The 26405-nt window shown below is 64.3% G+C and carries 25 protein-coding genes; 14 read left to right on the top strand and 11 right to left on the bottom strand.

The annotated features are described in order from the left end of the window. The coding region (locus Q4G22_RS14475) for a pseudouridine synthase (RefSeq protein ID WP_303386593.1) at positions 1-1370 on the bottom strand (1370 nt) is incomplete at its 3' end. Positions 1371-1478: 108 nt separating this feature from the next. Between Q4G22_RS14475 and Q4G22_RS14470 the strand changes: the two genes are divergently transcribed. From Q4G22_RS14470 to Q4G22_RS14430, 9 genes are all read left to right on the top strand, one after another. Continuing rightward, a complete protein-coding gene (locus tag Q4G22_RS14470; protein ID WP_303386592.1) occupies positions 1479-2348 on the top strand; it encodes a LysR family transcriptional regulator in 870 nt (289 codons plus the stop codon). Positions 2349-2451: 103 nt separating this feature from the next. Continuing rightward, entirely contained in the window at positions 2452-2931 is a 480-nt protein-coding gene (locus tag Q4G22_RS14465) for a formate dehydrogenase subunit gamma (protein WP_303386591.1), read from the top strand. After that, on the top strand, positions 2928-4451 hold the full coding sequence (locus Q4G22_RS14460) for an NADH-quinone oxidoreductase subunit NuoF (RefSeq protein WP_303386590.1): 1524 nt from the start codon (positions 2928-2930) through the stop codon (positions 4449-4451). The genes Q4G22_RS14465 and Q4G22_RS14460 overlap by 4 nt, the downstream gene beginning before the upstream one ends. Further along, positions 4448-4861, top strand: coding sequence for a FosX/FosE/FosI family fosfomycin resistance hydrolase (fosX, locus tag Q4G22_RS14455; protein WP_303386589.1), 414 nt, complete (start codon positions 4448-4450; stop codon positions 4859-4861). The genes Q4G22_RS14460 and fosX overlap by 4 nt, the downstream gene beginning before the upstream one ends. Further along, positions 4858-7743 (top strand): formate dehydrogenase subunit alpha, encoded by a 2886-nt coding sequence (gene fdhF / locus Q4G22_RS14450; RefSeq protein WP_303386588.1) that lies wholly within the window; start codon positions 4858-4860, stop codon positions 7741-7743. The genes fosX and fdhF overlap by 4 nt, the downstream gene beginning before the upstream one ends. A gap of 3 nt (positions 7744-7746) precedes the next feature. Further along, positions 7747-8568 carry a formate dehydrogenase accessory sulfurtransferase FdhD gene (fdhD, locus tag Q4G22_RS14445; protein ID WP_303360416.1) on the top strand — a complete coding sequence of 274 codons (822 nt, stop codon included), beginning with the start codon at positions 7747-7749 and terminating at the stop codon, positions 8566-8568. A gap of 3 nt (positions 8569-8571) precedes the next feature. After that, positions 8572-8793 (top strand): formate dehydrogenase subunit delta, encoded by a 222-nt coding sequence (locus Q4G22_RS14440; protein WP_303360417.1) that lies wholly within the window; start codon positions 8572-8574, stop codon positions 8791-8793. Positions 8794-8859: 66 nt separating this feature from the next. Further along, the gene (locus tag Q4G22_RS14435) at positions 8860-9819 is read left to right on the top strand and encodes an acetyl-CoA carboxylase carboxyltransferase subunit alpha (RefSeq protein WP_303386587.1); all 960 of its coding nucleotides are present in this window, start codon (positions 8860-8862) and stop codon (positions 9817-9819) included. Between the two features lie 258 nt (positions 9820-10077). Next, a complete protein-coding gene (locus Q4G22_RS14430; RefSeq protein ID WP_303386586.1) occupies positions 10078-10911 on the top strand; it encodes a VPLPA-CTERM sorting domain-containing protein in 834 nt (277 codons plus the stop codon). Positions 10912-10969: 58 nt separating this feature from the next. Here Q4G22_RS14430 and Q4G22_RS14425 read toward each other — a convergent pair whose 3' ends face one another. The 4 genes from Q4G22_RS14425 to Q4G22_RS14410 are packed head-to-tail and all read right to left on the bottom strand — an operon-like array spanning position 10970 to position 13939. Then, a complete protein-coding gene (locus Q4G22_RS14425) occupies positions 10970-11572 on the bottom strand; it encodes a pyridoxamine 5'-phosphate oxidase family protein (protein ID WP_303386585.1) in 603 nt (200 codons plus the stop codon). Beyond that, a complete protein-coding gene (locus tag Q4G22_RS14420; protein WP_303386584.1) occupies positions 11569-12333 on the bottom strand; it encodes a 1-acyl-sn-glycerol-3-phosphate acyltransferase in 765 nt (254 codons plus the stop codon). The genes Q4G22_RS14425 and Q4G22_RS14420 overlap by 4 nt, the downstream gene beginning before the upstream one ends. After that, on the bottom strand, positions 12330-13205 hold the full coding sequence (locus Q4G22_RS14415) for an ABC transporter permease (protein WP_303386597.1): 876 nt from the start codon (positions 13203-13205) through the stop codon (positions 12330-12332). Before Q4G22_RS14415 ends, Q4G22_RS14420 begins: the two co-directional genes overlap by 4 nt. Before the next feature lie 59 nt (positions 13206-13264). Then, positions 13265-13939, bottom strand: coding sequence for a cell division ATP-binding protein FtsE (locus Q4G22_RS14410; protein ID WP_303386596.1), 675 nt, complete (start codon positions 13937-13939; stop codon positions 13265-13267). Positions 13940-14014: 75 nt separating this feature from the next. Here Q4G22_RS14410 and Q4G22_RS14405 point away from each other — a divergent pair, with 75 nt between their 5' ends. Next, positions 14015-14854, top strand: coding sequence for a zinc-ribbon domain-containing protein (locus tag Q4G22_RS14405; RefSeq protein ID WP_303386583.1), 840 nt, complete (start codon positions 14015-14017; stop codon positions 14852-14854). A 345-nt stretch (positions 14855-15199) separates the two neighbouring features. On the opposite strand, the gene Q4G22_RS14400 is transcribed toward Q4G22_RS14405, so the two are convergent. From Q4G22_RS14400 to Q4G22_RS14380, 5 genes are all read right to left on the bottom strand, one after another. Continuing rightward, positions 15200-16462, bottom strand: coding sequence for an HlyD family type I secretion periplasmic adaptor subunit (locus Q4G22_RS14400; protein WP_303386595.1), 1263 nt, complete (start codon positions 16460-16462; stop codon positions 15200-15202). A 395-nt stretch (positions 16463-16857) separates the two neighbouring features. Further along, positions 16858-18606 (bottom strand): type I secretion system permease/ATPase, encoded by a 1749-nt coding sequence (locus Q4G22_RS14395; protein ID WP_303386582.1) that lies wholly within the window; start codon positions 18604-18606, stop codon positions 16858-16860. Positions 18607-18852: 246 nt separating this feature from the next. After that, complete coding sequence (locus Q4G22_RS14390; protein ID WP_368661484.1) at positions 18853-19059, bottom strand: YdcH family protein; 207 nt, start codon at positions 19057-19059, stop codon at positions 18853-18855. 31 nt (positions 19060-19090) lie between these two features. Then, on the bottom strand, positions 19091-19834 hold the full coding sequence (locus tag Q4G22_RS14385) for a tRNA1(Val) (adenine(37)-N6)-methyltransferase (protein ID WP_303386581.1): 744 nt from the start codon (positions 19832-19834) through the stop codon (positions 19091-19093). Beyond that, the gene (locus Q4G22_RS14380; RefSeq protein ID WP_303386580.1) at positions 19831-20040 is read right to left on the bottom strand and encodes a DUF2007 domain-containing protein; all 210 of its coding nucleotides are present in this window, start codon (positions 20038-20040) and stop codon (positions 19831-19833) included. The genes Q4G22_RS14385 and Q4G22_RS14380 overlap by 4 nt, the downstream gene beginning before the upstream one ends. A 72-nt stretch (positions 20041-20112) precedes the next feature. Between Q4G22_RS14380 and Q4G22_RS14375 the strand changes: the two genes are divergently transcribed. Then, positions 20113-21114, top strand: a complete 1002-nt coding sequence (locus Q4G22_RS14375) for a polyprenyl synthetase family protein (RefSeq protein ID WP_303386579.1) — start codon at positions 20113-20115, stop codon at positions 21112-21114. 84 nt (positions 21115-21198) lie between these two features. On the opposite strand, the gene Q4G22_RS14370 is transcribed toward Q4G22_RS14375, so the two are convergent. Continuing rightward, a complete protein-coding gene (locus tag Q4G22_RS14370) occupies positions 21199-22545 on the bottom strand; it encodes an ammonium transporter (protein WP_303386578.1) in 1347 nt (448 codons plus the stop codon). Between the two features lie 266 nt (positions 22546-22811). Here Q4G22_RS14370 and Q4G22_RS14365 point away from each other — a divergent pair, with 266 nt between their 5' ends. The 3 genes from Q4G22_RS14365 to Q4G22_RS14355 all read left to right on the top strand — a co-directional run bounded on the left by Q4G22_RS14365 (position 22812) and on the right by Q4G22_RS14355 (position 26305). Next, positions 22812-25097: a transglycosylase domain-containing protein gene (locus tag Q4G22_RS14365; RefSeq protein ID WP_303386577.1), complete on the top strand. Its 2286-nt coding sequence runs from the start codon at positions 22812-22814 to the stop codon at positions 25095-25097. Positions 25098-25348: 251 nt separating this feature from the next. Continuing rightward, the gene (locus Q4G22_RS15745; protein ID WP_368661483.1) at positions 25349-25591 is read left to right on the top strand and encodes a helix-turn-helix domain-containing protein; all 243 of its coding nucleotides are present in this window, start codon (positions 25349-25351) and stop codon (positions 25589-25591) included. 111 nt (positions 25592-25702) lie between these two features. Then, positions 25703-26305 carry an IS630 family transposase gene (locus Q4G22_RS14355; protein WP_303386575.1) on the top strand — a complete coding sequence of 201 codons (603 nt, stop codon included), beginning with the start codon at positions 25703-25705 and terminating at the stop codon, positions 26303-26305. The last annotated feature ends 100 nt before the right edge of the window (positions 26306-26405 follow it).

Raw genomic sequence — 26405 nt, 5'->3', positions numbered from 1 at the left:
GGATTGCGCGGAGCATCACCATCCTCACGGCGCGGGCCAGAGCCGAAGGCGCGCGGTTTGCGCGGCGCGTCGCCATCTTCACGGCGCGGGCCAGAGCCGAAGGCGCGCGGTTTGCGCGGTGCATCGCCATCCTCACGGCGTGGGGCGTTTTTACTCCAGCGCGGTTTGCGCGGGGCGTCATCGTCGCCGCTGCGGGGGCCGGCGAAGTCGCGGGGCTTGCGCGGGCGGTCGTCGTCCTCGCGGCGGGGGCGGTCGCCGCCATAGGCGCGGGGCTGGCGCTCGCCGTCCAGCGGGCGCGGTTTGCGCGGGCGGTCGCCAAAATCACGGGCGGGGCCATCACCGTCACGGCGGGGACCAGTGCCAAAGCTGCGCGGCTTGCGCGGACCCTCGCCATCTTCACGGCGCGGACGGTCGCCAAAGCGAGGCTTGCGTTCGCCATCCTCGCGCGGCGGACGATCCCCAAAAGCGCGCGGCTTGCGCGGCGCGTCACCATCTTCGCGGCGCGGGCGGTCGCCGAAGCGGGGCTTGGCACCGGGACGGGCGGCACCATCACGGCGGGCGCCGGTGGCGCGGGGCGCGTCATCCTCGGTTTCCTCGCCGGTCAGCAGGCTCCCCAACTGGTCGCGCAGGACACGGCGCTTGATTTCGCGCACTTCGTTCGGCTCCATCCCGGTCAGGCGGAAGGGACCATAAGCGATGCGGATCAGCCGGTTCACGATCAACCCGACATGCGCCATCGCGCGGCGGATTTCGCGGTTCTTACCCTCGCGGATGCCGACGGTCAGCCAGGCGTTCGCGCCCTGCTGACTGTCCAGGCGGATCTCCATCGGGGCGAAATCCTCGCCGTCGATGGTGGCACCACGGCGCAGCGGGTCAAAGGTCAGCTCACTGGGCTGGCCGTTCACGCGCACCCGGTAACGCCGCAGCCAGCCGGTCGCGGGCAGTTCCAGCCGCCGTTTCAACTCGCCATCATTGGTCAGCAGCAGCAGACCTTCGGAATTCAGGTCCAGCCGACCCACGCTCATCACGCGGGGCAGATCGCGGGGCAGCGCGTCGAACACGGTCTGGCGGCCCTTTTCATCAGCCTCTGACGTGACCAGCCCGACGGGCTTGTAATACATCCACAGCCGGGTTTCCTGCGGCTCGTCCAGCTTTTTGCCATCGACCGTCACCCGGTCGGTGGGCAGAATATCCAGCGCCGGGCTGTTGATGACGGTGCCATTCACGGCCACGCGGCCTTCGACGATCATCCGCTCGGCCTCGCGGCGGCTGGCGACACCGGCGCGGGCCATCACCTTGGCGATGCGCTCACCGCCGCTGGCGGGCGCGGTTTCGGGGGTATCGGGTGTTTCGGGGGGCTGGTCGGTCATGGCGAAATCTCCTGCGCATCGCTGCGGTGGCAAAGAACCTGCGTTACGCCCAACGCACCACAAAGGAAAGCGTTTCCTTTCGCCGCTCACGCAGCCATGATCGGCGGCATGATCGACCGCCTTAACATGTTCATGGTTCTGGCCCGCGAGCGCCACTTTGGCCGCGCCGCCGAATCGCTGGGGATCACGCAGCCATCCCTGTCATCGGCGCTGAGGGCGCTTGAGGATCAGCTGGGCGTGCAACTGGTCCGGCGTGGCAGCCGCTTTCAGGGCCTGACACCCGAAGGCGAACGGGTGCTGACATGGGCACGGCGCATCGTCGGCGACGCCCGCGCGCTTGCGGCCGAGATGGCCGCCATGCGGCGCGGCATCACCGGGCGGCTGCGCATCGGTGTCATCCCCACCGCCATGCCGCGTGTGGCAATGCTGACCACGCCGTTTCTGACGGCACACCCGGATGCGACCGTCACCATCCTGTCGCGGTCCTCCGACGAAATCCGCGATCAGATCGCCGCGCTGGAACTGGATGCGGGCGTGACCTATCTGGACAGCGAGCCTCTGGGTCGGGTTCAGATCCATCCGCTGTATCGCGAAACCTATTGCCTGATCGACCGGACCGAAGCCACAGGCCCCGCCACATGGGCCGAGGCCGCCGCCCGTCCCTTGTGCCTGCTGACACCTGATATGCAGAACCGGCGCATCGTCGCCGCGCATCTGTCCACCCATGCCCCCGCCGCCGAACCGCGCGTGGAAAGCAATTCCATGCTGGCGATCCTGTCGCATGTGGCCACCGGCGGATGGGCCGCCGTGCTGCCGCGCGCCCTGGCCGATGGCCTGCCCCTGCCCGCCGGGGTGCGGGCGCGCGATCTGACCGGATCGGATGCGCATACCGTCGGGCTGGTCGTGGCCGACCGCGAACCGCATCCGCCCATCGTCGATGCACTGCTGGCGGTGGCAAAGGCGATTGACAGCGCCTGAATATTGATAGATCAATTCTATTAACTGATGCTCGATTTATGTTGATGCGACTATCGTTGATTGCTAGTCTGATGGTCGAGGGAACCATTCGGACACGCGCGCCATGAGCCAGCCCGTCTTTGACGCTGAATCCACTGAACGCCTGAACGCGATCATCGCCGCGCATCTGGGGCGCGAAGGTCCTTTGCTGCCGATCCTGCATGATGTTCAGGCCGAATGGGGCATGATCCCCGATGCCGCGCAGCCGCTGATCGCCGTCGCCCTGAACCTGACGCGGGCCGAGGTTTACGGCGTCGTCAGCTTTTACCACGATTTCCGCGACCACCCCACCGGGCGGCATGTGCTGCGCCTGTGCCGGGCCGAGGCGTGCAAGTCGATGGGGGCCGACGCACTGGCCGATCAGGTGCAGCGTGCGCTTGGCATCGACTGGCACGAAACCACGCCGGACGGGCGGATCACGCTGGAACCTGTGTTTTGCCTTGGCCTGTGCGCCTGTGCGCCCGCCGCGCAGGTCGATGGGCGGCTGATTGGCCGGGCCAGCGCCGAAAAGCTGACGGGACAACTGGCGGGGGCACAGGCATGAAGATCTATGTCCCCATCGACGCCGCCGCCCGCGCTCTTGGCGCGGATGAGGTCGCCCGCGCCATCGTGGCACAGGCGGAACGCCGTGGCGAAACCGTGCAGATCATCCGCAACGGCAGCCGCGGCATGGTCTGGCTGGAACCTTTGGTCGAGGTAGAGCGGAACGGCATCCGCCACGGCTTTGGCCCCATGACCCCGGATGCGGTGGCGCAACTGTGGGATGGCGGCGATCTGGCGCTTGGGCCGGTGGATGAATTGCGCTGGATGCGGCTGCAAACCCGGCTGACCTTCGCCCGCGTCGGCATCATCGACCCGCTGGATTACGACGACTATGCCGCGCATGGCGGGCTTGTCGGGCTGCGGGCGGCACTGGCCGACCCTGCCGCCATCACCCAGATCATCACCGATTCCGGCCTGCGCGGACGCGGCGGCGCGGGGTTCCCCACCGGCATCAAATGGGCCACCGTCGCCAAAGCGCCCGGCCCGCAGAAATACATCGTTTGCAACGCCGACGAAGGCGACAGCGGCACATTCGCCGACCGGATGCTGATGGAGGGCGACCCGTTCTGCATGATCGAGGGCATGGCCATCGCGGGTCTCGCCGTAGGGGCAACGCAGGGGTTTATCTATATCCGCAGCGAATACCCCGATGCGATCCGCGCCATGAATGAGGCCATCACCACCGCCCGCGCACGCGGCATGTTGGGCGATGTGCTGGGGTCCGGCCTGCGCTTTGACATGGAGGTGCGCGTGGGCGCGGGCGCCTATGTCTGCGGCGAGGAAACCAGCCTGCTCAACAGCCTCGAAGGGCGGCGCGGCGTGGTTCGCGCCAAGCCGCCGATCCCGGCCCTGCACGGATTCATGGGGCGGCCGACAGTGGTGAATAACGTCATCTCGCTGGCATCTGTCCCGTGGATCATGGCGAACGGCGCGGCGGCCTATGCCGCATATGGCATCGGGCGGTCAAAAGGCACGATCCCGCTGCAAATCGCCGGGAATGTGCGCCACGGCGGACTGTTCGAAATCGCCTTTGGCGTCACCCTGCGCCAGATCGTCGAAGATTTCGGCGGCGGCACCGCATCGGGTCGCCCGATCAAGGCGGTGCAATCGGGCGGCCCTCTGGGTGCCTATTTCCCGCCCGCGCTGTTCGACACGCCCTTCGGCTACGAAGAATTCGCGGGCGAGGACGGCCTTGTCGGCCATGCGGGCGTGGTGCTGTTCGACGACAGCACCGACATGCTGGAGATGGCCCGCTTCGCGATGGAGTTCTGCGCCATCGAATCCTGCGGCAAATGCACGCCCTGCCGCGTCGGATCAGTGCGGGGTGTGGAAACACTGGACCGCATCGCATCAGGCGACGAAACGGGCATCCCGATCCTGCGCGACCTGTGCAACACGATGAAATGGGGCAGCCTCTGCGCCCTTGGCGGGTTCGCGCCCTATCCGGTCATCTCGGCGCTGAACCATTTCCCGGATGACTTCACCGGACGCAGCAACCCAAGGCAGGAGGCGGCGGAATGATAACCGGCCTGTCGCATATGACCTTTATCTGCCGTGATCTGGATCGGATGACCGCGATCCTGACCCGCGTTCTGGGCGCGAAACAGGTTGACGACAGCGGTGACGAAACCTTTTCGCTGTCGCGCGAACGGTTCTTTGTCGCGGGTGGGCTGTGGATTGCGGTGATGCAGGGTGATGCTTTGCCGGAACGCAGCTATAACCACATCGCCTTTCAGATCGACGATGCCGATTATGATATGCTGTATCAGCGCATCGAATCCCTTGGGCTGGAAATCCGTCCGCCGCGCCCAAGGATCGAAGGCGAGGGCCGGTCGATCTATTTTTACGACAACGACAATCACCTGTTTGAACTGCACACCGGAACGCTGGACCAGCGGCTGAGCCATTACGCCGCGTCGGAGGCCGCATGAAAGACTTTATCATCCCGCCCAAAGACTGGACCCGCGACATGGGCACGCCCGCCGCCTATGGTGCGCCGATCAGTCTAAGCATCGACGGCATCGCTGTCACCGTCCCCGCTGGCACCAGCGTCATGCGCGCCGCGGCCGAGGCCGGGATCAGCGTGCCGAAACTTTGCGCGACCGACAGTCTGGATGCGTTTGGTTCCTGCCGTCTGTGCGTCGTCGCGATCGAGGGGATGCGCGGCACGCCCGCATCCTGCACCACGCCCGTAGCCGAAGGCATGGTCGTTCACACCCAAACCGACGAAATCGCCCGCATTCGTCGTGGCGTGATGGAGCTGTATATCTCCGATCACCCGCTGGATTGCCTGACCTGCGCCGCCAATGGCGATTGCGAATTGCAGGATATGGCGGGCGCTGTCGGCTTGCGCGAGGTGCGCTTTGATCCCGGCGCGAACCACTTTGCGCAGCGCATGCCGACCGGCCCGAACCCGGAATACCGGCCCAAGGATCAGAGCAACCCCTATTTCACCTTTGACCCGGCGAAATGCATCGTCTGTTCCCGCTGCGTTCGCGCCTGCGAAGAGGTGCAGGGCACATTCGCCCTGACCATCGAGGGGCGCGGGTTCGATTCGCGCGTGTCGGCGGGCATGGCCAGCGATGATTTCCTGTCATCCGATTGCGTCAGTTGCGGCGCCTGCGTGCAGGCTTGCCCCACCGCAACCCTGCAAGAAAACCTGCAAATCGAGATCGGCACCCCCGACCGTGTGGTGAAAACCACCTGCGCCTATTGCGGTGTGGGGTGCAGCTTTGACGCCCATATGCGCGGGGAAACCGTGGTCAAGATGGTGCCGTCCAAAGATGGGCAGGCCAATCACGGGCATAGCTGCGTCAAGGGGCGGTTTGCTTGGGGCTATGCCACCCATGCCGACCGCATCCTGTCGCCGATGGTGCGCGACCAGATCACCGACCCGTGGCGCGAAGTGACCTGGGACGAGGCGTTGGATTTTGCCGCCACCCGGCTGCGGCAGGCGCAGGCCGATTATGGGCAGAACGCGATAGGGGTGATTACCTCATCCCGCTGCACTAACGAAGAAACCTATCTGGTGCAGAAACTGACCCGCGCGGTCTTTGGGAATAACAACACCGATACCTGCGCACGGGTCTGCCACTCGCCCACGGGTTACGGGCTGCGGTCCACCTTTGGCACCTCGGCCGGGACGCATGATTTCGATTCGGTGGAACAGACTGATCTGGCGCTGGTCATCGGTGCGAATCCGACGGATGGGCATCCGGTGTTCGGGTCTCGCCTGCGCCGCCGTCTGCGGCAGGGGGCGGGGCTGATCGTCGTTGATCCGCGCCGCATCGACCTGCTGGAAACACCGCATATGGGGATGGGGCTGCACCTGCCGCTGCGCCCCGGCACCAATGTCGCCGTCATCAGCGCGCTGGCGCATGTGATCGTGACGGAACGGCTGTATGACGAAGCCTTCATCCGCAATCGCTGCGATTGGGACGAGTTCAGCGATTACGCCGCTTTTATCAGCGACAACCGCCATTCCCCCGAGGAAGTGGAAAAGCTGTCCGGCGTGCCTGCCGATCTGATCCGGCAGGCGGCGCGGGCCTATGCCGCCGCGCCGCGCGCCAGCATCTATTACGGGCTGGGGGTGACGGAACATTCGCAAGGGTCAACGACGGTTATCGCCATTGCCAACCTTGCGATGATGACCGGCAATATCGGCAGCCCCGGCACCGGCGTGAACCCCTTGCGCGGGCAGAACAATGTGCAGGGCTCCTGCGATATGGGGTCGTTCCCGCATGAATACCCCGGCTATCGCCATGTCAGCGACCCGGCCACGCGGGCGATCTATGAACAGGCATGGGGCGTTTCGCTGTCGGATGAACCGGGCCTGCGCATCCCGAATATGTTCGATCAGGCGCTGGCCGGGCGGTTCCGGGGGCTTTATTGTCAGGGCGAGGATGTGGTGCAATCCGACCCCGACACCCGCCATGTCACATCGGCGCTGAAGGCGATGGACATCGTGATCGTGCAGGATCTGTTCCTGAACGAGACCTCGAACTATGCCCATGTGTTCCTGCCCGGTTCCAGCTTTCTGGAAAAGGACGGCACGTTTACCAATGCCGAACGCCGCATCAATATGGTGCGCCGCTGTATGCCGCCCGCCCAAGGCTATGCCGATTGGGAAATCACGCAGATGCTGGCCAACCGCATGGGCGCGGGCTGGAGCTATACCCACCCGCGCGAAATCATGGATGAAATCGCCGCGACCACGCCCAGCTTCGCGGGCGTCAGCTTTGACCTGCTGGACCGGGTGGGTTCGGTGCAATGGCCCTGCAATGATGCCGCGCCGCTTGGCACGCCCTTGATGCATGTCGATGGTTTCGTGCGCGGCAAGGGCCGGTTCATCAATACCGAATATGTCGCGACCGAGGAACGCACCGGCGCGCGCTTTCCCTTGCTGCTGACCACCGGGCGGACGCTGACGCAATACAACGTCGGCGCCCAGACGCGGCGCACCGGCAACACCGCCTGGCACCCCGAGGATATGCTGGAAATTCACCCGCATGACGCCGAAACACGCGGGGTGCGGGATGGCGATTTCGTGCGCCTCACCTCGCGCGCGGGGGATACGACGATGCGGGCAAAGATCACCGACCGGGTGGCGCCGGGCGTGGTCTATACCACCTTCCACCATCCCGATGCACAGACCAATGTCGTCACCACCGACAATTCCGACTGGGCCACCAACTGCCCGGAGTTCAAGGTGACGGCTGTGCAGGTGTCGCCCTCGAACGGGCCAACGGAATGGCAGAGCGACTATGCCGCCCATTCCCGCCTGTCGCGCCGCATCCTGCCTGCGGCGGAATAACGGATGGAGGATCACGCCGCCGCATCCGCCCAACCGGCGGCCCCGCGCCGCTGGCAGGATGGTGCGTGGATCACCGGCGACGCCCCGCCGCCGCCAGCGGAATCGCCGGTGGCCATCGTGATCGACGGGCAAAGTCAGGCGGTGCTGATGGCCACACCCGCCGATCTGCATGATCTGGCCGTAGGCTTTGCCCTGACCGAAGGCATGATCGCCAGTGCCGCCGATGTGCAGTCGTTCGAACAGGTCGCCGTGGAAACGCGCGGCCTGCCGGGGGCCGAAGCGCGGCTGTGGCTGCGCCCTGGCATCGCCGCCGCCCTGTCGGAACGACGCCGCAAGATGCTTGGCCCGGTCGGCTGCGGGCTGTGCGGGATCGACAGCATCGAACAGGCGCTGCCCGAACTGCTGCCCGTGACCAGCGCTTTGCGCATCACCCCCGCCGATATTCAGGCAGCCATGGCGGCGCTGAGCGCGGGGCAGATCCGCTGGCGTCAGACCCCCGCCATCCACGGTGCCTGTTTCTGGCACCCCGCCGCCGCCCCCACCGTGCGCGAGGACGTGGGCCGCCATAACGCGCTGGACAAGGTATCGGGCGCGCTGGCCCGCGACGGGCGCACCGGGGCGGGCGGGGTGATCGCCATGACCTCGCGCCTGTCGGTTGATCTGGTGCAAAAGGCGGCGCGGATGCAGGCCGCCGTGGTCATCGGCGCATCGGCCCCGACGACGCTGGCGATCACCTGGGCACAGGCGGCGGGCATCACCCTGATCGGGCGCGCGCGCGGCACCGGCTTTGACCTTTACACCCACCCCGAACGACTGAAAGGCTGACCCATGGCAGACAAGCTGATCCGCATGGCCACGCAGATTGCCGATTTCTGGCGTTACCAGCCGGGACAACCGGAACGGGCCGTGGCCGAACATATCAACGATTACTGGTCCTATCAGATGCGACGTGATTTTCTGGCCGCGATCAAAGGGCAACCACAGGCCGATCCGGTGGTTCAGGCCACCGCCGCGCTGATCGACCTGCCCGATCACGACACCGCTGCCTGACAGCCTGCTGCGTTGCAATCGCGGCCAGCCCGCCGCATATATGGCGCAGCAGCAGCGGAGCGGTGGATGACCTATCTGGATTTCGAAAAACCTCTGGCCGACATCGAAGGCAAAGCCGAAGAATTGCGCGCAATGGCCCGCAAGGGTGAAGGCGCGGTCGATGTGGAAAAAGAGGCCGCCGCGCTGGACAAAAAAGCCGGCGACATGCTGCGCGATCTGTATAAATCGCTGGACCCTTGGCGCAAAACGCTGGTGGCGCGCCACCCCGACCGGCCACATTGCGGCGCCTATATCGACGCGCTGTTCACCGAATATACGCCGCTGGCAGGCGACCGCACCTTTGGCGACGACCATGCGGTGATGGGCGGGCTGGCGCGGTTCCACGACGCGCCCTGCGTGGTGATCGGCCATGAAAAGGGCAATGACACCAAATCGCGCCTGACCCATAATTTCGGCATGGCCCGGCCCGAAGGCTATCGCAAGGCGATCCGGCTGATGGACATGGCGCACCGCTTTGGCCTGCCGGTTATCACGCTGGTCGATACCCCCGGCGCCTATCCCGGCAAGGGTGCCGAGGAACGCGGGCAAAGCGAGGCGATCGCCCGCTGCACCCAGAAATGTCTGGAAATCGGCGTGCCGCTGGTGTCGGTCATCATCGGCGAGGGCGGCTCGGGTGGCGCGGTCGCATTCGCCACGGCCAACCGCATCGCCATGCTGGAACATTCGATCTATTCCGTCATCTCGCCCGAGGGTTGCGCCTCGATCCTGTGGAAAGACGCCAACAAAATGCGCGAAGCGGCCGAGGCATTGCGCCTGACCGCGCAAGACTTGCACAAGCTGGGCGTGATCGACCGTATCATCAGCGAACCTATGGGCGGCGCGCAGCGTGACCCGGCGGCAGCGATCACCGCAGCGGGTGTGGAAATCGCGGCAATGCTGGACGGGCTGAAAGGCAAGAAACCGGCAGAGCTGATCCGCGACCGGCGACAGAAATTCCTGAACATGGGCGGCGTCGCGCTGGTCTGAAGCCCGGCCCCGCCGAACGCGCCAATCGGCGTGAAATCCGCATCCACCTTGCTGCGTAACCCGCTGTAACTGCGTGTTTACCCGCGTGTTCGCAGCAAGCCACCGCATTCAGGCAGTGACAAACCGCACTCACCTGTCTTTATCGACAGGTGGCGTGAAATTTCATGCGCAAGGCATTTACGCGACCATAGTTTGACATGTAATGCCCCGAACCTTCGCACATGTCAGACTTCCTGTCGCTTGGAAAGATGCCGTAAAATGTCCTTGATCCGTTCCATGGCCGTATCAGCCTTGCTGTCTGCGGCAACCGTTGTTCCCGCCTTCGCCGCCACGCTTCCGGCTGCGGTCGATGTAAAGATGAACTATCGCACCAGCGCAGCCGACAGCACCTACGCCGCCGGTCGCTATGCAAACATGACGTTTTCGGTCAACACCTATGGGCTGAACAACGGCGTTTCGCAGTATAACAACACCGGCACGTTCGGCTGGGGCAGCCAGACCCAAAGCGTGGGGATGCGGATCGTCGACGTGGTTGTCGAGGCGGGCAAACCTGCCATTCAGGCCGCCGCCTATTGCATCGAAATCAGACGTGGTTTCTGGACGAATGACCGCAACGGCTATCGCACCTACGAGGTCAATACCACGCTAAGCGCCATCACGCAGGAATATCTGGGCAAACTGGCCCATCTGGCGTGGGATCAGGTCAACAATGCCGTCACCGCGGCGGCCTATCAGCTTGCAGTCTGGGAAATCAGCCATGATTACGCTGGCGGCGCACTGAATCTGGGTGCCCGTTCGACGGGCGGCATCGGATTTGCGGCGCAGCGTGGCACGGGCACGCAGCGGCAGGTCTTCGATCAGGCGCAGGCTTGGCTGAACACGATCAAGAACGATTACACCGGCCACCGCCAGATGGTGTATCTGCGCCATTATGACCCCGCGAACCGCGAGGATTATCAGGATCTGATCGTCGATCTGCCCCTGCCCGAACCCGAGCTGCCGGCCCCGGTCCCGGTTCCCGCCGCCGGATTCTTGCTGATTGGTGGTCTGGGCGCACTGGCCGCGCTGCGCCGCCGCCAGAAACAAGCCTGATCCGGCAGTTCCCCTTGCAAACCCCGCCTGCACGGGCGGGGTTTGCAAGGGCGGGGTATCACCACATGGTCTTTGCCGCGCGGCCCGGCCATTCGGCATCGTAATCCGGCCCGCCAACCGCCCCTGCGGTCATACCCGCCAGAATCTGCCCCGGCGAGGGCAGCCCGGCACTGTCATCCGCGCTCGACCAGATGCCCGCCCGCATCATCGCGCGAGCGCATTGGAAATAGACCTCACCAATCTGCACGACGATGACCACGCGCGGCTGCGTGCCGTCCCGGTCAAAACTGGCGCGCAGGCGCGCATCATCTGTCACCCGTGCCTGCCCGTTCACCCGGATGACAGTGTTGGACCCGCGCAGAAGGAACATCAGACTGACCCGCCCGTCACGCGTGATATTACGGATCGAATCGATCCGGTCATTGCCGCGCCAGTCGGGCAGCGCCAAATGACAGTCGTCCAGCACCCGCACCACCGGGCCGTCATCGCCGCGCGGGCTGGCGTCGGTGCCCTCGGGGCCAACAGTTGCCAGCACACAAAAGCGCGCCCGCTCCAGAAAGATGCGATAATCCGGCGTGATCCGATCCGCCACCTTGCGCAGCGAAGCCGGGCCGGGCTGGCCATAGATTGCACCCAGATCCGCCTCGGCCAGCCATTTCATCCTTGAAACCCAGCCTCGGCCATCAGCCGGTCGGAATTGCCTTCGATCTGCCGTTCCAGATCAGCCATAAAGGTCGCGCTGTCAGTGCCGGGGGGAATGACGGGCAGAAATTCGACCACCGCGCGACCCGGACGGATGCCCCAGCCCTTGCGCGGCCAGAACAGCCCGGTGTTCACCGCAACCGGCACCACATCCAGCCCCGTCGCCGCACGGATCGAGGCGACGCCGTGCTTATACGCCTTGCGCTGCCCCGGCAGGGTGCGCGTGCCCTCGGGGTAGATGATAAGCTGACCCAGACTGCGTTCGGCGATCCGTTCCGACACCCGTTCGGAAATCGCCGTCATCGCATCCTTGCCGCGTGAACGGTCGATGGGAATGCAGCCGACCTTATAGGCATACCAGCCCATGATCGGCACGCGCATCACCTCGCGCTTCATGATAAAGGCGCGGCGGGGGACGGCATGGGAAATCGCCATAATATCCCAAAAACTTTGATGTTTGGCCGCGACGATGCAGTCATGCGTGGGCGGCGTGCCGCGCACCTCGGCGATCAGGCCCAGATAGATGCGGGCCGACCAGACCACATGGCCGATCCAGACGGTCGAGACGCGGATTGCCCCCTCGCGCCCGCCGGTGGCGACCTTGAACAGCCCCCACAACCCGATCAGGATCGTGGCCAGTGCGATGTGAAGATAAAAGGCGATGTTGCGCAGATATTGCACGAATGTCAGCGGGCCGGGGGTGGGGGAATAATCGCTCATCGCACCTCGGCCAACATTTTCAACGCCGCCCAACGGGTCGCGAAAAAGCCCACGCCCGCCGCCACCGCCGGGATCAGCAGCGGCAGCAGCCAGTCCCAGCCTCGGAAACCCAGCCCGGTCAGAAACCCGCCCGATGCCTGCATATCCGGCAGCAGGGCGATGGCGATCATCCCCGCCAGCGTGCCCGCCGCCGCACCCAAGGCCGCACGTCGCGTAAAGCGGCTGACAAAGGCCCCGGCGATGGTGATGTCACGCGCCCCGATCAGCCGCAGCACCCGGATCACCTGCCCGTTCGCCGCCAGCGCCGCCTTGGCCGCCAGTGTAATCATCGCCGCCGATGCCGCCGCAATCAGCCCCAGCGACAGAATACCCAGCATGTTCAACCGGCTGGCCGCACTGACCAGCGGGCGACGCCATTCGCTGTGATCGTCCAGCACCGCATCCGGCGCCTCGGCCTCAAGCCGCAGCCGCAGACCCTGCGCGTCAAAACCACCGCTGATCGGCACGTCGATCAGGCGTGGCACCGGCAGCGCATCGACTGGCACATCCGGGCCGAACCACGGGGTCAGCAGCGCCGCCACCTCGTCATCGGGCAGGATGCGCGGATCGCCAAGGCCGGGGGTCTGGCGCAGCACCTCGATCGCGGCGGCTGTGCGTGGCTCGATGTCGGCGGTCGAGGCGGTGATGCGCACCGTCACCGACTCGGCCAGTTCGGATGACCAGCGCTCGGCCAGCCGCCCCGTCGCCAGCGCCAGGGCCAGCGCGAACACCGCCAGAAAGGCCATCGCTCCGGCGGAAAACACCGTCAGTTGCGCGGTGAACCCGGTCGGTGGCACGATCCGGGCGGAAATGCCGCCTTCGCCGCGCGTCATCGCCTGCCACAGCGCAGGCAGATTGACGCTGCGCAATTCGGGGCGGGACAACGGGTTTTTCATAGATCCGCCCCCGCCTGTGTAACCCGGCCACCTGCGATACGCAGCACCCGCGCCGCGACCTGCGCCTTGGCCGCGCGGATCAGGTTCAGATCATGGGTCGCGACCAGAACCGCCTTGCCGGAATGGTTCAACTCGATCAGCAGTTGCAGCAGACGCATCGACATATCCCAGTCAAGATTGCCAGTCGGTTCATCGGCCAGCACCAGATCGGGCGACAGGATCACCGCCCGCGCCAATGCCGCGCGCTGCCGTTCGCCCCCCGATAAAGATGGCGGCAGCGCACGCGCCTGCGGGCCAAGCTGCACCCAGCCCAGCAGATCCTTCATCGCCTGCATATCGACCGGCTGGCCAGAAACCGTTAACGGCAGCGCGACATTTTCGGCCAGCGGCAGGTGATCCAGAAACTGCGGGTCCTGATGCACCACACCGACGCGCTGCCGCAGCGTGGCGATACCGTCGCGCGTCAGCCCGCGCATATCCTGCCCGAACGCCGTCATCCGCCCCGAGGTCGGCAGCAGGTCGGCATAGCACAGCCGCAAGAAGGTGGTTTTCCCCGAACCGGACGGGCCAGTCAGGAAATGGAATGATCCGGGCGCAAGGGTCAATGTGATGCCCGACAATAATTCGCCCTTGCCGGGATAGCCGAAACCGGCCTCTTGCATTTCGATCACGCGCACCTCCTTGCGCCCGCTTGGAAGACGGGCCAGCGCTTGATAGAACAGCACGACGATGAATGCGAGGGTCGGATGGGTGAAATACGGTTGATCTGCCCCGGTTGTGGTGCCGAATACCGGCTGGACGAGGGGATGATTCCCGCACAGGGGCGCGAGGTGGAATGCTCTGCCTGCGGGCACATCTGGCATCAGCCGGGCAGCGGGACACAGGAACCGCCCCCTGCCCTTGCTTCGGTTCCGGCGCCCGTATCGCCACAGGCTGAAAGCCGCCGCCGTGATCCGATTGATTTTGTGGTCTCGCGTCGCATGTCGGGCCATGATCTGACCAGGCCGCCGATCTATCGGGAACAAACCGTTCCCCCCGCCCCCCCGACACCCGCGCAAATGCCGCGTCTGAACCGGCCTCTGCCTGCTGACGTGCTGGCGATCCTGACCGAAGAGGCCGAGCGGGAACGCGCCGCCCAAGCGGCCGAGCAGACTGCCACGACCGCGTTGACAACCACTGATTGGCCCGCAACCACCCTTACGACCTCACGCCCGGCAGAACCGCAGCAATCGCGGGACGCGGCCGCCGTTTTGCCCCCTGCGCAAACAGAGCGGGCTTCATCGGTTTCCTCGACTTTGGGGCAAAATACCGTGCCTCTGCCTGCTGTCGGCGACATGGCAAGCACCCTGGAAACCGTGGCAACCGCACCGGAAGATCATGCGGACACAGCAGCCGTTTCCGCCCCACCCCCGCCACACCATCATGGACGCACGGGTTTTGTCTGCGGCCTTCTGGTCGCGGCCTTGTTATTGGCCCTGTATCTGGCGGCACCGCTGGTTCCAGCCGAAACGACTGCCGGACAAGCCCTGAACCAGTGGCGCGAGATCGCCGATCAGGCACGCGCCTGGCTGGCCGGGCTGTTCTGACACAACTTGCCCGTCACATTTGGGAGGCGGTGCCGCTGAACCAAGGTTGCGGCAAGGCGCTATTCCTGCCTCGACACCCCGAATCCGCATATGGTCACGCATTTGTGGTATTTTTGGCCTGTGGCAGACCACGCGGGCAGGCAGGAAAACCCGACAATCTCAATCACACCGCACAGCCGGTCCCCTGCCCCTTGCCGCGCCAAACCTATCGCCGCATCGCCCGAATGACCGGCACCCCGCCGAGGCCAGCCAAACTGCCCCCTCGCAGCAGCCCCAAGGCACAGGAGCAATCGTGTTTCGCTGCCGAATGACGCAGCAGATAAGCCGCCCGGACAGGCCAGGCATTCATCCCTCGCGGAACGCGCGGTTGAAATAATCCGTCAGCGGCTTGACCAGATAGCTGATCGGGCTGCGTTCGCCCGTCTGAATGAACACCTCAACCGGCATACCGGGGATCAGCGACAGGCTGCCCAGCTTGGACAGTTCATCAGGCGGAATCGTCACTTCGGCGCGGTAATAGGACATGCGCGTTGCCTCATCCATGACCGCATCGGGCGACACCCGCGACACCTCGCCGTCGATTTCCGGCGTGGTGCGTGAACTGAAGGCCGAGAAAACCAGCTTGACCTGCTGGCCAGGATGCACCTCGTCGATATTGATCGGAGAAACCCGCGCACCGATGACCAAAGGCCGGTCCTGTGGCACCAGATACATCAGCGGTTCCGCCGGGCGGATGACCGAGCGAGGTGTGCGCACCTGCAATTCATGCACGACGCCCGACACCGGCGCGCGGATTTCCAGCCGGGCGATCTGTTCAGTCAGGCCACGGCGACGCTCGGCCAGTTCCAGTTCGCGATAGCCCTGATCGCGCAATTCGGTTTCCGCAGTTTCACGCCGGGCAGCAGTCAGTCGCAGGCTTTCGATGCCAATTTCGGTGCGCCGCGTTTCCGCCTGCGCCCGCGTGGCGTCGATTTCGCCGATCTGGCCATCCAGCCGCGCCGCCTCGCGCTCCAAGGCCAGAACACGCGGTGCCTGCGCCAGACCCTTTTGCAGCAGGGACCGCTGATCGACCAGTTCCTGTTCCAGCAATTCGCGCTGGCGGGTCAGGGCCACCTCTTGCGCATCCAGCCCGTTGATTTGCGCGGCAACCTGTTCGGACTGCTTGGTCAACTGATCCAGAGACTGGGTGATAGTATCCGTGCGGGCACGGAATAGGCTTTGCTGCCCATCCCTCAGCGCCTCAACCTCGGGGTCGGTTTCTGCGGCGGCAAGCAGATCGGGGGGAAAGGTGATCTCGGTCGCGTCGGCGCGTTCCGCCTCAAGCCTGCCGCGCCGGGCCAGCAATTCGAAATACTGGCTTTCTACAATGGCCAGTTCGGTTTCCAGCAAAGCGCCGTCCAGCCGGATCAAGGCTTCGCCCGCACCGACGGTTGCACCTTCCGTCACCAGAATTTCATCGACGATGCCGCCATCCAGATGCTGCACCACCTGACGGCTGCTTTGCAGTTCAACCTGACCACTGGCCACAACCGCGCCCGAAATGCGCGACAGCACGCCCCAGCCGCCAAAACCGACAAACAGCACCAGAATCGAAATGATCCCCAGCATCAGCGGGCCACGCACCGGCCATTGCCTTGCCACCGCCTCGCGCGAGTCGGGCTTGGCCGGGCCACCGGGCGGATTCATGCGCGGCATCGGCGCAGGCTGCGTCGCCTTGGCCGCCGGGGCGGTTTGCGGTGCCTCGGCAGGGGGACGGTTCAATGGGGCTTCGGGTGCAGCGTTTTCTGCGGTCTGTGCATCATTCATGGCAGGCTGCGCAACGGCGGATGGCGCCATGCCTGCGCCCCCGGCCGGCGGAGGATTTGCGGCACCCGCACGGGTCGCCTCAGCCGCAGCGACATCCACCCCGCTGTTGTCTGCCGCAGGCGATGCCGCGCCCTGTTCGTCGCGCAGCGGTGCAAGCCGCGCCAGATAATCCGCAGCCGGGCGTTTGTCTTCGCCGCTCATGTCACGCCTCCGCTTTGACCGCCCTCTTTCGCCTGCCGGATCTGGTCGGCGTTCTTGACCATGGATTTCAGCACCTCGTCGCGGGGACCAAAGGCGCGGCGGGTGCCCTGATCCAGAGCCAGCAGCAGTTCGCATTCCGAAATCGCCGCCGGACGGTGCGCCATGATGATAACCGCCCCGCCGCGCGCCTTGATCGAGCGGATCGCCTGATTCAGCGCCTCGGACCCCTGATTGTCGAGGTTCGAGTTCGGTTCATCCAGCACAAACAGCATCGGATCAGGATAAAGCGCGCGCGCCAGACCAACGCGCTGAATTTGCCCGCCCGACAGCCGCCCGCCCGCCTGCGTGACCGGGGTATCGTAACCTTTGGGCAGGTCCAGAATCATCTGATGCGCCGCCGCCGCCTGCGCCGCCGCAACCACGCGCTGACCGTTCGGTTCAGGCGCAAGCCGGGCGATATTTTCAGCGATGGTGCCGTCGAACAGGGTCACAGTCTGCGGCAGATAGCCGATCAGACTGCCCAGCACATCCTGATCGTATTGGTCCAGCGTCGCGCCCCCCAACCGGATCGAGCCACCGGCAATCGGCCAAGCCCCGATCAGCGCCCGCGCCAGCGTCGTTTTGCCCGCACCCGAGGGGCCGATGACACCGATCGCCTGCCCCGGCCCGACCGAGAAACTGACCCCGCGCAGCGTCGGCTGGTTCTGACCGGGTGGCACCACCGTCAGGTTGCGCACGTCGATCTGCGCGGGCGGACGCGGCAGCGGCGTGCGGTCAGGTTCGGGCGGACGGCGACTGAGCAGCTTTTCCAGCCGCCCCCAGCCATCCTGCGCGCGCTGCACCAGTGCCCAGCCACCGACGATCTGTTCAATCGGGGCCAAGGCCCGACCCATCAGGATCGAACTGGCAATCATCGCGCCCGGCGTCAGTTCTTGCTGCAACACCAGCCACGCACCGGCAGCCAGCATCGCGCTTTGCAGAAACAGGCGGAAGGTGCGGGAAAATACGGTAAAGGCGGTCGCGCGATCCGTGCCGCGCAGCGAATGGGCCGTCGCCTCGTCCCGCGCGGCGCGCCAGCGATGAAACGCCGCCTTGCGCATCCCCAACGAACCGATCAGTTCGCCTTCGTCACGATAGAGGTCAGACATGCGATCCGCCGCCTGCGCCGAAGCCGCGCCGCGTTGCAGCGGCTCGCGGTTGATCCATTGGTTCAGGAACGTCGCGCAGACCAGAATGACGCAACCAATCATCGCCACCACGCCCAGAAGCGGATGAAAAATGAACACCGCCCCCATGAAAATCGGCGCCCAGGGCAGATCGAACATCGCCATCAGCACCGGCGAGGCGATCAGTTGCTGCACCGATTGCAGATCGCGGGTGCCGCCCTTGGCCACGGCTTCGCTGCCGGTGGCGATCCCGTCCTCAAGTGACGCGGCAAAGACGCGCGATTCCAGTCGCGACTGAAAGCGCGTCGCCAGACGGTTCATCACCCGGCTGCGTGCGACATCCAGCAAACCCATTAAAACAAACAGAAAAACCACCAACGCAAACAGTGCCGTCAGCGTTTCCACCGAACGCGATCCCAGCACGCGGTCGTAAACCTGCATCATGAACAGTGGCCCGGTCAGCATCAACAGGTTCACTGCCACGGAAAAAAGCCCGACAAACCCCAGCATCCACCAGCCTTCGGCCCGCGCCTGCCTGAGTTCCTTGCCGCCGTCATACATGCCCGGTGCCCGTGCCATGCCTGTCTGCCCTGCCTTGTTCTGTGGAGGAATCGCCGCCCCGCCACCGGATAACCGATCCACACATCCGGCGACAGGCACCAGACCGTGATTCGGCAGTCAATTTGTATTTTTAATGCCTAAAGGTTAAGGACTTCACCAATTCCGCCCGTTTATCCCCGCCCTCAGGCATCGGCGAAAGGCTGTTCTGCAACAAAAAACGCCGCAACCCGAAGGTCGCGGCGCTACGTGCAATGTGTGTGAATTTCAAAGGGTCAGACGACTGATCTCTTCCTTGATGCGCAGCTTTTCACGCTTCATCTGGGCAATGGCAATATCATCTGATCCAGGTCTTTTCTGTTCCTTTTCAACCGCTTCCGAAAGGGTTTGGTGTTTTTTGCGCAGTTCTTCGACATGGGAAGCAACCGACATTCCATCCTCCTTGGCTGTTGTTCGGTGGATCAAGTCGAGCATAAAACTTTGATTCTGTCACCAGACATTTACACTACCAAAGGTTGATTTCCGCACCGTCACGCAGGATCGCGGCGGCCATGTCGGTCAAATCTTCGCCATCTTCCAGATGCACCGCCGCCGCGTGCAGAATCAGCGGCGCGCGCAGGCGCAAGGGACCGCGCGCACCCTTGCGCATTCCAATAATAACGCGCCCGGCATCGCGCCCCACGCGCGCGCTGAGCGGCAGGATCGACAGATCACCGGCACGCCCGGCCACCACCGCCAGAACATCCGCCAGACGATCCGCCCGCAGCACCAGCACCAGTCGCCCACCGGGCCGCAGCCGCCGCAAACCCGCGTCAATCCACAGATGCAGCGGCGTGTCCTCATGCCGGGCGTCGGCACGGCCCACGTCGGGGGCACGGGTTCCGGCGGCGAAAAACGGCGGATTTGCAATCACATGGTCAAAGCTGGCCCCGCGCAACTCGCCCGGCATCACGGCCAGATCACCGGTCAGCACCCGCAGCGCGATACCGTTCGCCACCGCATTCCGTTCGGCCAGCACGGCGTAATCGACCTGCCTTTCGATCCCGGTCAGCCGGGCACCCGGCACCCGAGCGCCGATGCACAGGCTGGCCACCCCGGCACCGCAGCCCAATTCCAGCACACTGTCGTCAGCCCGCGCCGGGCAGGCCGCCGCCAGCATCACCGCATCCGCCCCGGCGCGATAGCCCTGCGCAGGCTGCGCGATCCGTAACCGCCCGCCCAGAAAACCATCCTCGCGCAGCGGGGTCATCGGATCAGCCCGGCCTCGCGCAGAATGGCACGGGCCATGAAGGCATCGCGGTCAGCCACCATCAGCCGTCGCGGCAGAATACCGATGGACCCGTCCAGCACACTCATATGCCGGTCCAGTTCAAATGCGGGAATATCCTCGGCTTGCAGCAGCGCCTGCGCGTGTGACAGCAAAACCGGGTCCGTGGTGCGCAGCAGTTCAATCATGGCTGCGACGTTAGGCCGTGGTTGCGCAATTGTCGATGCCGTGGCAATGGGTTGCCCCAAAGGCAAAGAGGTATGGATGTGAACGATACCGCCCTGAAACCGCTGGACCGTCTGAGCGCGACGCTGGCCCCCGAAATGGCCGCTGTCGATGCGCTGATCCGTGACCGCATGGCCAGCCAGCACGCCGCCCGCATTCCTGAGGTGACGGCCCATCTGGTCAGCGCAGGCGGCAAACGGCTGCGCCCCTTGCTGACGCTGGCTGCCGCGAAACTGCTGGGTTATCAGGGCGATGCGCATATCCTTCTGGCCACAGCGGTCGAGTTTATCCACACCGCCACCCTGCTGCACGATGATGTGGTGGACGAAAGCCGCCAGCGGCGCGGGCGACCCACGGCGAACCTGCTGTGGGATAATAAATCCAGCGTTCTGGTGGGCGATTACCTGTTCGGGCGGTCGTTCCAATTGATGGTCGAAACCGGCAGCCTGCGGGTGCTGGACATTCTGGCCAACGCCGCCGCCGTGATTTCCGAAGGCGAGGTGCTGCAACTGACCGCCGCGCAGGACTTGCGCACCGACGAGGCGATCTATCTGCAAGTTGTGCGTGGCAAGACCGCCGCCCTGTTTTCCGCCGCGACCGAGGCCGGGGCCGTGGTCGCCACTGCGCCCGACGATCAGGTGACGGCGCTGCGTGATTACGGCGATGCACTGGGGATCGCATTCCAGATCGCCGATGACCTGCTGGATTACGGCGGTGCAAGCGAGACCATCGGCAAGAACACCGGCGACGATTTCCGCGAACGCAAGCTGACGCTGCCGGTCATCAAGGCCGTGGCGCATGCCAATGACGAAGAACGCGCCTTCTGGCAGCGGACCATCGAAAAGGGCGATCAGCGCGGCGGCGATCTGGAACAGGCGTTGCGGATCATGAACGGCCATGGCGCGCTGGATGCCGCCCGCCGTGATGCGCTGGATTGGGCCGCCCGCGCCCGCGCGGCTCTGACCGCCCTGCCCGATGGCGAGATCCGGGGCATTCTGTCGGATCTGGCCGATTACGTCGTCGCCCGCGTCGCCTGATCCTGTCGCCAGAATGACAAAAGGCCCCCAATTCGGGGGCCTTTGACGTTTCAGGGGTGCCGCCTGAACGGCACCCGCCCGGTATCACGAGTTATAGGCGTTCTCGCCATGGGTGGTCAGGTCCAGCCCCTGACGCTCGTCGTTTTGTGCCACGCGCAGTCCCGTCAGCGCCTTGACGATATAGATCGCCACCAGCGACACCACCGCCGACCAGATAATCGCGATCACCACACCCAGCACCTGCACATAAAGCTGATGTCCCATCGACACATCCACGCCCTGACCGCCAAAGGCCGGGAACACGAACACGCCGGTCAGAACCGCCCCGATGATCCCGCCGACACCATGGATGCCGAACACGTCAAAGCTGTCGTCGATGCCGATGCGCGATTTCATCGTGTTGACGAACCACATGCAGGCCAACCCGCTGATCACGCCAATGGCGATCGCCCCCATCGGCCCGACAAAGCCAGCCGCCGGGGTCACGCCGACCAGACCGGCAATCGCCCCCGAAACGCCCCCCAGCAGCGAGGGATGACCGCGCAGCAACCATTCGCCAAAGGACCATGCCAGCGCAGCGGCAGCGGTTGCGACCACGGTGTTCACCACCGCCAGCGCAGCGATCCCATCAGCCGCCAGCGCGGAACCGGCGTTGAACCCGAACCAGCCCATCCACAGCAACGCGGCGCCGATAAAGGTAAAGGTCAGGTTGTGCGGGGCCATCAACTCGCGCCCGTAACCGATGCGCGGACCGGCGACATAGGCTGCGACCAGACCGGCGACACCGGCGTTGATGTGAATCACCGTCCCGCCGGCGAAATCCAGCGCGCCATGCCCGGCCAGATAGCCACCCGACTGCCAGACCATGTGGCAGATCGGCAGGTAAGACAGCACGAACCAGATCAGGCAGAACAGCAAGACGGCGCTGAACTTCATCCGCTCGGCGGTGGCGCCGACGATCAGCGCGGTGGCGATGCAGGCAAAGGCAAGCTGGAACACGACGAAGTTATATTCGTAGATGTCCCCCTCCAGCGTATCCACCGAGATACCCGACAGGAACATCTTGGACAGATCGCCGATAAAGGCGCTGACACCGCCGTTTTCCGCACCGGTAAAGGCCAGCGAATAGCCAAACATCACCCACAACAGCGCCACGATGCAGAAAACGGTAAACACCTGCATCAGCACCGACAGCATGTTCTTGCCACGGGCCAGCCCGCCATAGAACAGCGCCAACCCCGGCACGCTCATCAGCATGACAAGGATCGCCGAGACCATCACCCAGGTCACATTGCCGGTATCGGCAACCGGCACCACCGCAACGGCGGCTTCCGTCACGGTTTCGATCACCGGGGCGGCGGCTTCCTGAGCCAAAGCGGGCAACGCGGGCAGCGCAGCCATCGGCACGGATGTTAACAAAGCTTTGTTCATCGTCTCACCTGTCTTGAAGCGGGCAGCCGGAAGGGCCGCGTTTCCTCTTTTTGATCGTCAGCGGGCGGGGCGATGCACAAGAACAGGGCGCAGCGCCGCAGCGCAGAAAACCGGATTGCGCAAAAAACAGGCTGTCTGTAGGCGCAATGCCCGCGCGCCGCGCAGATCACAGATCGGTAAGCCGAGTTTCCATACAGCGATTCTTGCGCTATGCTACCTTTTCAAAGAGCCGGAAAACCGGCGGGCAGCGAACACAGGCACAACGCATGAAACGACCCACCGGGACGCCCCCACGAACGGGCAAAGGCCCCGTCGCCGACAAGCGCAACTTTGCCAGCGCCGAAAAACCCAAACGCCATACCCCCCGCAAGCAAACGCGGCAGGGGAATGTGGTGATGCGCGGGGTGGCAGGGCTGGTCACACTGGTCTGGCGCGTTATCTGGGGCAGCGCCTGGCGGCTGGCGCTGGTTCTGGCGTTGATCCTGTTTGGCACAACAGCCTATTATTATAACGGCCTGCCCGAAGCGTCGGCCCTGTTCGACGGTCGCGCGCGCGGTTCCGTCACCATGCTGGACCGCGATGGCGGGGTGTTCGCCTGGCGTGGTGAAACCTTTGGCACCGTGTCCTCTGACAAGATCGCGCCGGTGCTGAAAAACGCTGTCATCGCGACCGAGGACCGCCGGTTCTACAATCACCTTGGCGTCGATCCGCGCGGCATCGCGGGGGCCATGCGCAACAACATTCAGGCCGGGCGCGGCGCGTTCGAGGGCGCGGGCGGTTCGACCATCACCGTGCAGGTGGCAAAACTGCTGTGCCTTGGCCAGACCTTCGACCCCACCCAGTGGAAGGACGAAGCCGAATTCGAACAGGATTGCCGCGTCAGCAGCCTGTGGCGCAAAATCAAAGAGGTGCCCTATGCCTTCGCGCTGGAGGCCAAGTATTCCAAGGATGAAATCCTCAACATCTATATGAACCGCTCCTATCTGGGTGCCGGCGCACGCGGGTTCGAGGCCGCTTCGCAACGTTATTTCAACAAACCCGCCAGCGACGTGACTGCACCCGAGGCGGCGATGCTGGCCGGTGCCCTGCGCGCGCCCAGCCGTTACGCGCCCACTGCGAACCTGCAACGCGCACAGGACCGCGCCAATGTCATTCTGGGCCTGATGCACGAAGAAGGCTATCTGAACGACGCCGAACTGGCGCAGGCGCGGGCCACCCCCGCCACTCTGTCGCGGGCGGCTGCGGCGCGGACAGGAGGTTATTTCGCCGATTGGGTGATGGATTCCGGCCCCGGTTTCTTGACATCCGAAACGACCGAGGACGTGACCATCCGCACCACCTTTGACCAGGGCATTCAGCGCGCGGCGGAACGTGCGCTGGCCCGCGTGTTCAACGAAAAGGTCAAGGACGGGTCCAAGGCGCAGGCCGCCGTCGTGGTGATGAGCGCGGACGGCGCCGTGCGCGCCATGATCGGCGGACGTGATAATGAGGCAGCAGGCACGTTCAACCGCGCCACGCAGGCAAAACGGCAGACCGGGTCGTCCTTCAAACCCTTCGTCTTTGCTGCCGCGCTGAACGCTGGTTACACGCCCGACAGCCGGGTTCTGGATGCACCGCTGACGATCAACATCCGCGGCTCGGGTCCGTGGACGCCGCAGAACTATACCCGCCGACATCGGGGCGAAATCAGCCTGACCACCGCGCTGGCCAATTCGATCAACACCGCCACCATCCGCCTGCAAGAAGCCGTGGGCCGGGCCGAGGTGCGCCGCGTGGCGCAGGCCTTTGGTGTGGCCAGCGACCTGACCACCAGCCCGTCGCTGGGGTTGGGTGTGTCAGAATCAACCCTGCTGGAAATGACCGGCGCTTATGCCGGTATCCGCAATGGCGGCACCGCCGTGCATCCCTATGGCCTGATCGAGCTGCGGATCAAGGGCGACGGCGCGCCGCTGATGGGGCAGGCAGGCGGCCTGGGTCAGCAGGTCATTTCCAACCGCGCGGCAGGGCAGTTGATCGCAATGATGGAGCAGGTGATCCAGAACGGCACCGGCACCCGCGCGAAACTGCCCGGCAACCGCCCGGCAGCAGGCAAAACCGGGACCACCTCATCCTATCGTGATGCGTGGTTCATCGGCTTTACCCAGCAATATGTGACCGGCGTCTGGATGGGTTACGACGACAACACCCCGCTGAACGGCGTAACCGGCGGCGGCCTGCCCGCCGAAATCTGGCAAGCGGTCATGGCCGAAATCCATGACGGCCTGCCGGTCGAACCGCTGCTGGCCCTGTCACCCGATGGTGGTGGTCTGATTATTTTGCAAGGCGAAGGGATGCCCACGGTCGTCTCATCCGGCCCCGCGCAGGATTCGCTGGCCGCTGCTTTGGCACAGGCGATCGCTCCGGAACAGACCAGCAGCGCCACCGTCACCAACGCCCCTGCCCCGGAAGGCACTGCACCACGCACCCCCGGCAGCAGCACCGCCACAGGCAGCGCACCCGAAGTGTCCGGCGATAGCGCACTGGCCGACGCGCTGCGGGGGATATTGAATTAGGCGGCGTCCTCATTGGACTAATCCATGTTATAGCGTATGCAAGACCCCCAAGGCTTTGAACGAGGTCCGTGTTTTTCGCATCGCAGCATGATGCGCGGACGTGTTTGATTTAGCTGAAGAAACACTCAGACATATGGCGTTCCTTATAGAAGCTCTGATCCAGCGGATAATGCGTTTCGATCAAAGTTTGAATCGGAAGGATTTCCCTGAGGTCTGATTTGTGATTCACCCTTTATGGGAGGATTAGGACCATGCCAGCACCGTTGCCCAAGGAACTCCGAGATCGTTTCGCACGATTGATCGAAGAAGGGCTGTCAGGCAGGAAGGCGTCGCGCCTTCTTCAGGTTTCTGCCGCGACTGGTGCGCGCTGGAGACGCCAAATACATGCGTCCGGCGCGGCCCAGATTGCGCGGATGGGCGTCCACGGGGCAGCGGCAAGTTGGCGCCGCATGTCGAGTTCTTCCGAGAGTTGGTGGCCCAGGACCCTGACATAACCCTGTTCGAACTGCGCGATGCCCTTGCCGATGCCGAGGGGATCACCGTTCATCATTCAGCCGTTGCCAGCCTGCTGAAGCGCCTTGGCTTCACGCGCAAAAAAGTCGCTGGTGGCCACCGAACGCCGCCGCGCCAGGGTCAGACGCCAGCGCGACGATTGGGCCGCCTATCGTTCTCCAGCCATCACCCGAATGCCAGACCGCGTGGTTTTCATTGACGAAACAGCGGTGAAGGTGAACCTCACCCGGCTCCGAGGCTGGGCAGCCCAAGGGGAACGCCTGACCATGGACGCGCCCTTCGGAAGTTGGGGAATACAAACATTGATCGCGGGGCTGACCAGAGACGCGCCAATCGCGCCATGGGTCATCAGCGGCACAATGGACGGCCCGGCCTTCGCGGCCTGCATCCGAAAAGTCCTCGTCAAGGAAATCGCGCCCGGCACCGTGGTCATCCTCGACAACCCGGCCACGCATCGCAACAAAGAGGCGGCACAAGCCCTGCGCGACCATGGCTGCTGGTTTCTATATCTGCCGCCATACTCGCCCGACTTGAACCCCATCGAACAAGCCTTCTCGAAACGGAAAGCCTACTTGCGACGGGTCGGAGCAAGAACCTTCACCGAAGTCTTCAAGGCCATCGGAGCAATCTGCGATCTCTACGACCCAGAAGAGTGCTGGAACTACTTCAAGGCTGCCGGATATGTCTCAAACTAATATCGAAATGCTTTAGCTACAGAAAATAAGTGTCGTAGTTATAATATTTTGATAGAAGTGAGTGGCGCGGTGATAGATTCAACGTTTTGCATTAAAATTC

Source organism: Paracoccus sp. (in: a-proteobacteria), from assembly GCF_030538655.1.
In the GTDB taxonomy this organism is placed as follows: domain Bacteria; phylum Pseudomonadota; class Alphaproteobacteria; order Rhodobacterales; family Rhodobacteraceae; genus Paracoccus.
The sequence above is the reverse complement of the archived record's forward strand: the minus strand, read 5'-3'. Positions and strand labels throughout refer to the sequence as shown.